General features: G+C 46.6%; 8 protein-coding genes. 6 read left to right on the top strand and 2 right to left on the bottom strand.

Annotated features, from left to right (window positions below):
- Positions 1 to 508: 508 nt before the first annotated feature.
- The 6 genes from VYJ22_RS00640 to VYJ22_RS00665 all read left to right on the top strand — a co-directional run bounded on the left by VYJ22_RS00640 (position 509) and on the right by VYJ22_RS00665 (position 6,558).
- Positions 509 to 2,041 carry a sulfatase-like hydrolase/transferase gene (locus tag VYJ22_RS00640; protein WP_329904422.1) on the top strand — a complete coding sequence of 511 codons (1,533 nt, stop codon included), beginning with the start codon at positions 509 to 511 and terminating at the stop codon, positions 2,039 to 2,041.
- A gap of 90 nt (positions 2,042 to 2,131) precedes the next feature.
- Positions 2,132 to 2,992, top strand: a complete 861-nt coding sequence (locus VYJ22_RS00645; RefSeq protein WP_329904423.1) for a head GIN domain-containing protein — start codon at positions 2,132 to 2,134, stop codon at positions 2,990 to 2,992.
- 86 nt (positions 2,993 to 3,078) lie between these two features.
- Entirely contained in the window at positions 3,079 to 3,795 is a 717-nt protein-coding gene (locus VYJ22_RS00650; RefSeq protein ID WP_329904424.1) for a 4-hydroxy-tetrahydrodipicolinate reductase, read from the top strand.
- 23 nt (positions 3,796 to 3,818) lie between these two features.
- Positions 3,819 to 5,243, top strand: a complete 1,425-nt coding sequence (lepB, locus tag VYJ22_RS00655) for a signal peptidase I (RefSeq protein WP_329904425.1) — start codon at positions 3,819 to 3,821, stop codon at positions 5,241 to 5,243.
- A 9-nt stretch (positions 5,244 to 5,252) separates the two neighbouring features.
- Complete coding sequence (lepB, locus tag VYJ22_RS00660; protein ID WP_329904426.1) at positions 5,253 to 5,897, top strand: signal peptidase I; 645 nt, start codon at positions 5,253 to 5,255, stop codon at positions 5,895 to 5,897.
- A gap of 13 nt (positions 5,898 to 5,910) precedes the next feature.
- Complete coding sequence (locus VYJ22_RS00665) at positions 5,911 to 6,558, top strand: WbqC family protein (RefSeq protein ID WP_407989091.1); 648 nt, start codon at positions 5,911 to 5,913, stop codon at positions 6,556 to 6,558.
- Between the two features lie 1,129 nt (positions 6,559 to 7,687).
- On the opposite strand, the gene VYJ22_RS00670 is transcribed toward VYJ22_RS00665, so the two are convergent.
- Positions 7,688 to 10,963 carry a UvrD-helicase domain-containing protein gene (locus tag VYJ22_RS00670; RefSeq protein ID WP_329904427.1) on the bottom strand — a complete coding sequence of 1,092 codons (3,276 nt, stop codon included), beginning with the start codon at positions 10,961 to 10,963 and terminating at the stop codon, positions 7,688 to 7,690.
- Positions 10,964 to 11,025: 62 nt separating this feature from the next.
- Complete coding sequence (gene pdxA / locus VYJ22_RS00675; protein ID WP_329904428.1) at positions 11,026 to 12,126, bottom strand: 4-hydroxythreonine-4-phosphate dehydrogenase PdxA; 1,101 nt, start codon at positions 12,124 to 12,126, stop codon at positions 11,026 to 11,028.
- Positions 12,127 to 12,141 lie beyond the last annotated feature (15 nt).

Raw genomic sequence — 12,141 nt, forward strand, 5'->3', positions numbered from 1 at the left:
GACAACAGCAGAGTAAGCATAGAGCAGAACAGCAATACATGAAATGTTTTTTTCTTACTCATGATTCTCATGGATGCAATGTTTTTTTAGTCAGACTTCCTTTTGTGTTTTATCTTGTATACACAGCCCGTCTTGGAGTAGGCGTTACAGAGGGTAAGACTTGTGTTCTTCTATGTAGCTCCGTCTTGCCAAAGTTTTGACAGCTGTGTTTTACGATATAGACACGTCTTCAACGAAAAGGTATTAGTAGCCCCCATTTTTTCTACGTATGGTATTAGATTTCCTTTTTGTACTGTTGGGTGAAACTATAATATAGAACAACTCTTTGAACAGCAGTGAGGGGATTTGATAAGACCGATGATAACAGGGCAAGCATAGTCTGCTATGCTCTTCTTGCCACGCATGGATGAGAATAAGTATACAATAAAGAAATATTGGATTTATAAGATAGAATAAGTAAATTGCATTACCTAAGTTGGATCGATATTAATTCTTACACTAAAAAGAGATGAAGACAGTTATTCTCCCTATCGGATTCGCGTCCTTGTTTCCCGCCTCACTTCTATCACAAAATATCGCCGAACAGCTCCCAAATATTATCATGATAGTAGCCGACGATGTGGGATATGGTGATCTTCATTGTTATGCCGCTTCAGGTGTCAATACCGTGAAGACACCTCATGTAGATCGGTTGGCTAAGGAAGGCTGCATGTTTACCGATGCACACGCATGTGCTGCTACGAGTACGCCCAGTCGCTACGGAATACTTACAGGTCTATATCCGTGGAGACGCCAAGATACAGGGATAGCTGCAGGTGATGCCAAACTGATTATTAGTCCTGAGACACTCACCCTGGCTGATGTAATGAAGTCGGCAGGTTACCACACGGCCGCCATAGGCAAGTGGCACTTGGGCTTGGGTGCAGAGACAGGCAGACAGGACTGGAATACTACCGTAGCTCCCGGGCCCAAAGAGATCGGCTTTGATTACAGCTATATCATGGCTGCAACAGCAGATCGCACTCCCTGCGTTTATATGGAAAACCAACGAGTGGTCAATCTGGATCCCAAAGACCCTATCGAAGTAAGCTATACCCATAACTTTCCCGGCCAACCCACGGGTAAGTCCCATCCTGAACTTCTTACCAAGCTGAAGCCCAGTCACGGACATGACATGAGCATCGTCAACGGCATATCACGTATAGGTTATATGAGAGGCGGTCGCAAAGCTCTCTGGAAAGATGAAAACATTGCCGATAGCATTACCGCTCATGCGGTGAAATATATAGAAGAGCACAGCCGCACAGATCAGCCCTTTTTCCTTTATTTTTGTACCAATGATATTCATGTACCACGAGTTCCACACCCTCGCTATGCAGGTGCTACAGACATGGGGCCTCGTGGCGATGCCATAGCCCAGTTCGACGGCTCCGTAGGCCAAGTGCTGGCGGCTATTGATTCTATGGGAATAACGCAAAACACCCTCGTGATACTCACTAGCGACAACGGACCTGTAGTAGACGACGGCTATCAGGATCAGGCTGTAGAGAAGCTGGGGCGACACAAACCTTGGGGACCTTTTCGAGGAGGAAAGTATAGTGCATTCGAGGCCGGCACACGAGTACCTTTTATCGTACGCTGGCCTGCAGGGAAAGTAAGGGCTGGGTCCAAAAGCAGAGCATTGATCAGTCATGTCGACCTCATGGGGTCATTAGCAAAAATAGTAAGTAGCCCGGAATATATACCGGCAGACAGCAGGGATGAGCTTGCGGCACTGCTGGGAAAAACAGAGATAGGCAGAGCCTATGTAATAGAGGCGAGTCACACCTTATCAGTAATCTCGGACGGTTGGAAATATATCGAACCCAAAGAGGGCAATAGCTACCAACAATCCACGAACACCGAGCTTGGTATTCTGGCACAGCCCCAACTCTACGATCTTGTGCACGACCCAGCTGAATATACCAATGTAGCATCAGACAACCCCGAAATAGTGAAACGCCTCCAAGAGATTCTGGAGAGAGAAAGAAAAAAGCTGTAGCAAGAAAATAAAAGAAACTTGTAACATCTCACGGAATTATACGTCAATAAGATAGTTAAACACGAAATACTCACCTTAAAACAAAAGACAATGAAAAAAGGTACGAACTTAGGGTTGAGCACACTATTGCTCATAATGATCACTACATGGATCTCGACTACATCCTGCTGTGCCAACAAACCGGCATATGATAGCGAAAACGGAAAATACGTAGAAAAAAAGGTCAATGTAGGCTCATTCAATGCGATAGATGCCAGCTCCAGCATTGACGTCTATATTTACAACGGCACAAGTAATATTGCTACGGTGAAGGCAAAATCCGATATAGTAAACAATGTGTTGGTATATGTGAAGGGCAATACGCTTTACGCCAGACTAAAAAGCGGATCATATCGAAATACGGGATCCATCTCTGTCACAGTGAGCACTACAGCTCTAAGTAGTGTAAGGTCTTCAGGAGCATCTGATATTTACTTCAAATCCCCATTCAAGGGACAAAAGTTGAGAATCAGTGCATCAGGGTCATCGGATATCAAAGATATCGATGTCGAATACAATCAAATAGAAGTATCCCTTTCGGGCTCGTCCGATATGAAGAAAGGAAAGCTTAAAGCCGGGGTATGCAACATCATGCTGGGAGGCTCCAGTGACTACTCAGGTACACTCGTATGTACACAACTGATTCTAAAGGCTTCCGGCTCAAGCGACACGCAAGTAACAGGAAGTTGCAGACAGGCCGATATAATGCTTTCGGGAGCATCTGATTTCAAAGGCAAAGACTTCTCCACTGTTAATGCGTACATCAAAAGTTCAGGCTCTTCCAATGCACATATCAGAGTCTCCGACAATCTTAATGCACAAGCATCCGGAGCTTCGGACATATACTGCTACGGCACTCCCAAGCAAAAGAATACATCGAGTTCAGGTGCTTCTTCAATAAAGTTTAAGTAACATTTGAATATCTTATTATCTTTGTACTTAATATAATAGAGCGAAGGCGCTATGCCTCCCTGACGAAGTACAGAAATAAATAAGATATGAATATAGCGATTATAGGATACGGTAAGATGGGTCATATCATCGAACGTATCGCCACAGAACGGGGACACCAAATAGTTCTTACCATAGATCACGGGCAAGAAGAACTATTTGATGATCCCCGTTTTTTACAAGCTGATGTAGCTATCGAATTCACCTCCCCCGCATCGGCTTACCTCAATTGTTCCCGCTGTTTGGATAGAAGTATCCCTGTGGTGTGTGGCTCCACAGGCTGGGCAGAGCACTTACCCGAGATGGAAAAAAGGTGCGAACAAGAAAATAAAACCCTTTTCTGGGCTTCTAATTTCAGCGTGGGGATGAACCTCTTCTTCGAGCTCAACAAAACATTGGCACGCCTCATGAATGCAGCACCTCAGTACGCTGTATCTATGACCGAGACGCACCATATACACAAAGTAGATGCCCCCAGCGGCACAGCCATAACCCTTGCAGAAGGCATTATAGCAGAGTCCAAAAGGTTGCGGCGGTGGGAAAGTGAAGAAAAGAGCGAAGGCGATGTACTGCCGATTTACTCCTTGCGCCAAGGTGAAGTACCGGGCACTCATACTATAGAATATAAATCGCCCGTTGACAGTATAACGATCACCCACGAAGCATTCGGCCGTGAAGGCTTTGCTTTGGGCGCCGTGTTGGCTGCCGAATACACGGCATCGCACAGCGGATACCTTACGATGCAAGAGATGTTAAACCAATAGCACAGAATACTACACTTACTACAATGTTGAAGCAACATATCAACCCTGCCGAAACTCCGGCCAAAAAGAAAAAGCGCTATATCACAGGCGCCATAGTAACTATACTTTATATCCTTTTTATCATTTGGGCGGGTCCGTGGTGGTTACTAGGCCTTCCTTTGGTTATCGACCTTTACTTCACTAAATATATCCACTGGAGTTGGTACAGATCGCACCCCAATAAAACAGTCAGAGTCACCTGCTCATGGATAGGAGACATCCTCTTCGCTGTGATAGGCGTGGCACTGATCAGTATGTTTTTCTTTCAGAATTTCGCTATACCTTCATCTTCTCTTGAGAAGACTATGCTCATCGGTGATAAGTTATTTGTGAGCAAGTTGGCTTACGGCCCACGCATGCCCATCACACCCATACACGTACCTCTTACGCACAACACCCTCCCCATTTCAGGGGGCAAGTCATATATGGATCACCCGCAGTGGAAATACAGGCGTCTCAAAGGATTCGGGCATGTACAGCGTGAAGATCTCGTGGTATTCAACTTCCCCGCAGGTGACACTGTAGCGCTCAAAAAGACCAACCCCGACTACTACACCTTGTGCAAGATATACGGCCGAGATGTCGTATGGAGCGACAAAATACAGTTTGGCAATGTGGTGTACAGACCTGTAGACAGACGTGACCACTTTGTGAAAAGATGTGTGGGGATGCCTGGTGACAACTTGCAAATCATAAACAATCAACTATACATCAACGGCAAACCCGAGCACAACCCCTCTCGCATGCAGCTCAACTACTGGGTGCAGACGGATGGTACTCCTCTCAATCAGGAACTACTCGATGACCTCGGGATCAACTATCGTGATGTGGCGGTAATGCAAAGCGATGCTACCCAACAATTCATCAAAGGAACAGGCTTCAAAGCCCTCGCCGATGGGCAATTCGGGGTCATCTATCACCTACCGCTTACCACAAAGATGCTGGAGACTATCAATAGAGAGCCTTACGTCAAGGGTATATCTGTGGAGCAAGACAACAGCACCGACCTCATATACCCGCTCACCATCAATACGGGATGGACACGTGACAACTACGGCCCGGTGTGGATACCCCGTAAAGGCATGAAAGTCAAGCTCAATGAGAATGCCTTGGCTCTTTATTCTCGCTGCATCAAGAACTATGAAGGCCATGACCTCAAAGTCAATACGGACGGCACCGTGCTTATCGATGGCAAACCCGCCGACACCTACACCTTCGGTCAGGATTACTACTTCATGATGGGCGATAACAGACACATGTCTGCCGATAGCCGTTACTGGGGATTCGTACCGGAAGATCACATCGTGGGCAAACCGGCATTTATCTGGCTATCTACCAATGACGAGAAAGGGCTCTTCAACGGTAAGATCAGATGGAGCCGTATGATGCGCCCCGTCAAAGACAAATAACACCCATATATGGAAAACACAAAGCCAAAGAAGCTCAAGGATAGCACCAAATTCCTACTTGCAGCACTCGCCATCGTAGTGTTGGGTATATTGCTTCGTGTCTTTGTGTTTACCATCTTCCGGATAGATACCACCGCCATGGAGCCCTCAATGCGTAGCGGCAAGTACACCGTAGCTTGCAAGCTCATGACTCCCGGGCGCAACTCCCGCATCGTGTTTACCACATACCCTGACTCCCTCTCGCCCCGAGGCATGCGCTCCATAGGACGCATCATAGGTATGCCGGGCGATACCGTACAGGTAGTGAGGGGCAAGGTCATGATCAACGGCAAAGCAATATCGTCACCGCACGGCGTCACGTATCAGGACAATTACACAATAGCCGTACCGGTAGGCGGTAGGCGGTACAAGATAGATCCCCTGAGCCTTATCGCTTACAGATCCGCCATCAGGACAGAGACGGCAGACATAGCCAAAGGCAAATACAAATTCAAGTCGGGCATGCTCTTTCTCGATGGCGTGAGGCTGCACGACTTTGTGTTCAAAAGCGACTATTACTGGATTCTCTGTGACAATCAAGCTCACGGCAAACCTGACTCACGCCACATAGGCATTATCCCGGCCCAAAACATCGAGAGCGTTGTGCTCTTCTGATATCTCCATACCCATGTTATTACTTTCTACGGCTTACGCCCCTCCCATACAGTTTTTCGCGCATCTATTCAGGCACCAAGGCGTGTGTCAGCTGGAGGCTCGCGAGAATTTTGTGAAGCAGACCTATCGCAATCGCTGTCACATCTTAGCACCCCAAGGCATACAGGCACTCACCATACCGGTAGAAAAAGGCCCCGAGCTCAAAACAGCAATCAAAGATGTGCGCATATCCGACCACGGACAGTGGCGACACCTCCACAGCCAAGCACTCATATCCTCCTACGGCAGCACTCCTTTTTTTGAGTTTTACTGGGACGATCTGGCACCCTTCTATGAGAAGCGCTATGAATACTTGTGGGACTACAACAAGGAGATGATACACCTTCTCAGCGATCTGCTGGAGATAGACACCCGCATAGAAGAGACCACAGATTATGTCACGGAAAACCCGTGCGACTACCGCTATGCCATCAGACCCAAGCACTCGCCCAGTGATCCCCTCTTCATCCCCCACCCCTACTATCAGGTTTTGGCAGAAGCTAATCACTTCCACCCTAACCTGAGCATCTTGGATCTGCTGTTCAACATGGGACCCGAAGCTGCCATCATACTCCGTAAGTCTATCGCCCCCTCAGACAATTCCCTACCATCCAAGCTCTAACTTAGGCTCCTTGTAAGAGTATACGACATCACATAAAGGCGTGATACATTTGACAAAATGATGCAATTTTAAGGGTTAAAATATCTATTTGACAAAAACCCACTCTATTTCAAGGCTTGACAAAGGGGGTATGTATGTTGTATCTTTGTTCTTTTACTAACATACATCTATCCTAAAAGACTCATTTTATTTCGACAAATATGGGATTCAAGACCAATAACAAGACCTGCCCACACACGTGTTATAATGACTTATTCATCAATATGATGAATATAGACTATGTCTATCTCATGAAATCAAGACCTTCACCAATCAGCAAATTTATAAGGATTTATAATGCCCAAGCCTACGGATACGTACTACTCCCGGTATAGCTACATCATCCCCCGGTCACTTATATATTGCTCCATCTACTCTTATGATATTCTTTTGTCGCAGTACTACAACTAAAACATTCCCGTATCTTAACTAAAACACGAAAACATTTTAGTTAAGACTCTTTCGTATTTTAGTTAAAACACCGAAACATTTTAGTTAAAACACGGCGCTATTTTAGTTAAAACACCTCTGTGTTTACCAGAGTATAATTGCTATCCACAAAGCTATGTCATTAGCATTGCAGATGCACTCATTTTGGCCCGATTTTCTTATCAAAAGACCTTCTTTCTACCGAAAAAGAAGGTCTTTTTTACTAAAAACAACTTGTCCTAATAATTTAGTTGCCACACTGCCAAGATCTTACAATAATATTTTGGGAGTATTACAACACCTCATCCACAGCAAAATGACACAGTATTAGCTTATAAACAATCAATGTGTCAAAACAAGACTGGGATTATGAGACCGTTGCATAGCAGGCAAATTGCTTCGTTGCTTGCGAGATTCGTGCTTGGTCATTTACCTGAAGTAAACTCCCTGTGCACTCACTCTTAGCGCCTTGCACTTTACCTTCTCTGCCCGGTCAAAGTGTATTTTGTCGGCTTTGCCTCCAAAATCCATGAGACTGTTGACTTTTGCAACAGTCTCATTATAAGAAGAACAAACATAAGATATCTAATAAGTTATTGCTGATTGGCAAAGGATGTATTCATAAGAATAATGATACAATAAGAAGTCCGGGAGTGGGTAGTTATACTTCCTTGACCACTCCTTTGGCTACGTACCACAGAAAACCCCTCACGGGAGCATATCCCATATCGGAAAGAAGTGTAGCATAGGCTTTGACCTGGCGACGATGTGCACCATGCTCCTCACCGAACTTATAATCGACCACCACTGCACTCTGATCCGGGTAGAGTATCACTCTATCAGGCCTGCGAATGCCTCTTATTTCGCCTCCGATAATAGGAGCCTCACTGAGCACTGTGCCTGAGCCATCGAACCACGGTGCTGCCACACCCGCAGTCATGAGCTCTTCCAGCTCCGCCTGCAAGTCAAGGGCATCATCGTCCGTAATGAGGCCATCACTCACCGCCTTGTCCAAGGAAGCTTGTAGATCATGATATGTCTCTACTGCCGAAAGTATGCGGTGCATGGTCCGCCCATGTTTGCGAGGGCTATCTTCTCTAAAAAATGAGCGACCTTCAAAGAGGATACTCAAGCGATCCTCAAGAGAGTACGACCTGATTTTGTCAAGAACAATACCCGGCATATCCTCCTCTTCATGAGCCTCGTGAAATGTATACGGGGGATAAGCATCCTCAATCCCCTGCTGCTCGTCCGTCACGGTATAAGGGACACAGGCATCGACATCATCCAGAGCTCTGTGTAATAGAAGGTCAATGGACGTTAACTTGGCATCGGGAGCAGGCTGTACATCGTCGTTGAGCCAGATATGCAGTTCTTGCTTAGCTCTTGTAGTAGCCACATAGAGAAGATTGAGATTGTCTTGTGCCGTGAGTATTTGCTCACGGAAGTAATCTTTCGCAAAATAGGTATTGGCCAGCTCCGCCACATAGCCTACAGGTATCACAGGCAGGTTGTCAAAAGGAGCTCGCCCCATGAGATCACACCAAAGAATAGGTGCAAAATTGGCCTTAGGCCCCACAGGCCAATTGGCAAAAGGCATAAGCACCACAGGAAATCCCAGACCTTTGCTCTTGTGCACTGTCATGAGCGAGATGGCTCTGTCGCTATCAGGGCTTACAATGGTTTCCCTATGCCCGGTCTGATCCCACCAGACTAAAAAAGAAGCAATGTCTGCTGAGAGGTCAAACTGAAAGTCATTGACCAAATCGAGCAGTCGCAGGATATAAGAAGTTTCTTCCTCCGGAATATATTCATTGAAGAGCGCCACAACACCCTCGGCCGTCTCATAAAGACTCTTACGCCCGTACTCGAGCAGTACTGCGTAATGATCCTCAGGAATCTGTGGAGATACGACTTCAGGATGCGAGAGGCGTACCAAGCTACCGTATGCTTCGCCCAAGATATAGCGGGTCATGGTATCATCGGCAGCATTGATATATCTCATGGCGGAGACTACGAGCCTCACAGCATACGAGCGATCGATGCGCAAAGCCTCTGCGGAAATAACATCCATAGAAAAGCACATCTCTTCAGGCATACGCTCGTACATCAATAGGGCTTGAGCTATGAGTTGTGCCTGGGCTTTGTCACGTACCAATATAGCTATGTCGGAGGGCTTGAAACCTCTTCGCTGTATGTCTATCACAGTACGTGCCACTTGTGCACACACGATTTGGCGTTCGCCGGGCAACACAGTGACATCATCGGAAGTGATGAGATCATCTGATAGTGCACACAGATCGGCATCTCCCTCCACGGCTTCATGCACGGAGTATTTGTGGATACGTACGGCTCCATGGTAATCAGCCTTGGACTCGGGTAAGAGCTGAGGAGCCTCACGATAAGCTTGCTTGAAGATCTCTGCCATAGGGGCAGCTTCAGGGACAATAGATGCCGTGATGAGTGAGTGGAAATAGTGGGTAAGGAGCGCAGGCAGTTGTTGGTAAAGAGCGTTGTTGAATTCGATGATCTCCTTGCAACTACGCCAGTTTTGTTGCAGAGTTTCGGGCTTGGCATAAAGCACAAAATCCTGCTCCACGGCGCTGCTCAGCAGAGAGCTGTCGGAATTGCGAAAGCGATAGATACTCTGCTTCACGTCGCCCACAATAAGATTGTCATGACCTTGTGCAAGACTTTCGGTGAGCAATGGAAGGAAATTATGATATTGCATCCGGCTGGTATCCTGAAACTCATCTATCATCTGATGATTGAGCCTATTACCTATCTTTTCATAGATAAAAGGAATATCACTACCGGCAATAATACGATGTATGAGTGTGGGGGCATCAGAGATGAGCATCATGTTTTGTTCTTTCTCTATCTCCTGCACCTCTTTGTATATATCAGCGATGAGCCCGTAGCGTGGCAGTAGCTTCACGGCCTCACGGGCGGTATTGAAGGCCGGGTATGACTTCTCAAAAAGCAACAGCAAGCGAGTCATACACTGCTCTAAACCACCAGCCAAAGCAGCTTCTATGGCGGCACGGGTGGGTGGTGGTGCACTCTTGGCCGTGAGCTTATCGGGATTGTGTGCGGCATCGGTAAATCGCTTACCGGGAGGGATGGGATCAGCACCTGCGGAGATCTTGGCAAACTCGTTCATAGCAGACGTTTTACCGTATGCAAAGCTGGTGACCTCAAGTCCATGACGAGCTATAATATCCAAAGCCTCTGTGGCAATGGCACGGAGCTCGATGGTGAAATCATCCATGAGTCGGTTTATATCCCTGCCAAAGCGACTGATATCCTCCTTGGACGGGAGGTCGCCACGTGACGTAATCTGCTTGAGATCTTCCTTGAATATCTCCTTGCCGAGTGAGAGTAGGATGCGTTTTATATTGTGTCCTTTACCCTTTTGTATCTCTTCTTCGGTAAGCCGCGTAATCCAGCGGTTAGTGTCCGACTCGGTCTCTTCTTCGCTCAGCTTACCCAAGAGACGAGTCACTGCCTGATCCAAAACCACAGCTTCTTCCAACGCAATGCGATAGGTACCCGACAGCCCCAACTCACGAGCAAACGACCGAGTGACTTCCTGAAAGAAGGCATCGATAGTTTTGACTCTGAACGAAGAGTAATCATGAAGTATCTCCCGCAATACAACAGCGGCTTGCTCCTGCAATTTATCCTGAGAATAACCTAACTTGCTGATCAGCTCGGTACTGAAGGCCGATTGATCAGGCGCATATGCCAGATTGTACAGCTCGCTTACAATACGCTCTTTCATCTCTGCCGTAGCTTTATTGGTAAAAGTCACAGCTTGGATATGCCTGAAAGCATCAGAAGAAGAGAGTGCAAGCTCGAGATAACGCCCGGTGAGTGTGTGCGTTTTGCCTGCACCTGCCGATGCTGTATATACGTATAAAGAAGGGTTCTGCACTGACACTACAGGTAAATAATAATAGAGATATTAAAAAAACAGAGACTGGATTGTGATAAAGTCTAATCGACGGAATCGGCTGTCAAATCAATCTTCTCATCATCTTTACCACCACTGTAATATATTTTGCGCAGAGGATTGCGGGTAATATAATCATACTCGGCTCTATTGCGATAAATATCGATGGCAGCAAATATGGCATGTCTCATAGATTCTTCAGAAGCTTCATTTTTGCCTACTATATCATAGCCGGTACCGTGGTCGGGCGAGGTGCGCACAATACTAAGGCCGGCAGTGATATTGACTCCTGAATTCATATATAGAGCTTTGAAAGGAGCCAATCCTTGGTCATGATACATAGCCAACACACCATCAAAAGCGATGGAAACATCCGAACCCCAAAAGCCATCTGCGGCATAAGGGCCGAAAGTCATAATACCGGAATCAAAAGCTTTGTCTATGGCCGGTTTGATAACGGATATCTCTTCCGATCCTATGAGTCCGCTGTCGCCAGCATGGGGATTGAGCGAAAGCACAGCTATCCGTGGCTTACCGATACCGAAATCTCGCCTGAGCGTTTTATCGAGAACGCCTAACTTCTCCAAGATTAGTTCTTCGGTAATGGCTCCCGGGACATCACTCACAGGAATGTGTGTGGTGACAAGTGCGACCCGCACATCGTAAGCACAGAGAATCATGAGTGAGCGCCCTGTGACCATGGCGCACTTGTCCTCGAGGTACTGTGTGTGTCCGTTGTAGGGAAAAGCATCGCGTGGCATGGCAGCTTTATTGATAGGTGCGGTTACCAACACATCACAATAGCCCATCATTACATCAGAAGTAGCTTTTTCGAGAGCAATAAGTGCGGCACGTCCTCCGTCTTCGGAGATCATGCCGGGTGTGACCTTGAAGTCATCATCCGATATGTTGAGCAGGTTGATAACACCATCTCTTACCTCTTTGGTAGAGCGTATTTGGTTCCAAGTGAGATTGCCCTCGATCTCCAATTTTTTCTTCCAGTAAGATGCCACTCTCGTAGATCCGTAGATGACGGGAGTACAGAGATCGAGCATGGATTCGTCTGCCAAAGCTTTGAGTATAACCTCGTAGCTGATCCCGTTTATATCGCCATGTGTAATGGCTACTCTTATTTTTCTATCCATTTAAATTGTAAGTTG

It is taken from the genome of Porphyromonas pogonae, assembly GCF_036320655.1.
GTDB lineage: Bacteria > Bacteroidota > Bacteroidia > Bacteroidales > Porphyromonadaceae > Porphyromonas > Porphyromonas pogonae.

Coding starts and splice junctions, on each gene's coding strand:
- pdxA (WP_329904428.1), bottom strand. CDS start 12,126: ATGGATAGAAAAATAAGAGTAGCCATTACACATGGCGATATAAACGGG.
- lepB (WP_329904425.1), top strand. CDS start 3,819: ATGTTGAAGCAACATATCAACCCTGCCGAAACTCCGGCCAAAAAGAAA.
- VYJ22_RS00645 (WP_329904423.1), top strand. CDS start 2,132: ATGAAAAAAGGTACGAACTTAGGGTTGAGCACACTATTGCTCATAATG.
- VYJ22_RS00665 (WP_407989091.1), top strand. CDS start 5,911: ATGTTATTACTTTCTACGGCTTACGCCCCTCCCATACAGTTTTTCGCG.
- VYJ22_RS00650 (WP_329904424.1), top strand. CDS start 3,079: ATGAATATAGCGATTATAGGATACGGTAAGATGGGTCATATCATCGAA.
- VYJ22_RS00640 (WP_329904422.1), top strand. CDS start 509: ATGAAGACAGTTATTCTCCCTATCGGATTCGCGTCCTTGTTTCCCGCC.
- lepB (WP_329904426.1), top strand. CDS start 5,253: ATGGAAAACACAAAGCCAAAGAAGCTCAAGGATAGCACCAAATTCCTA.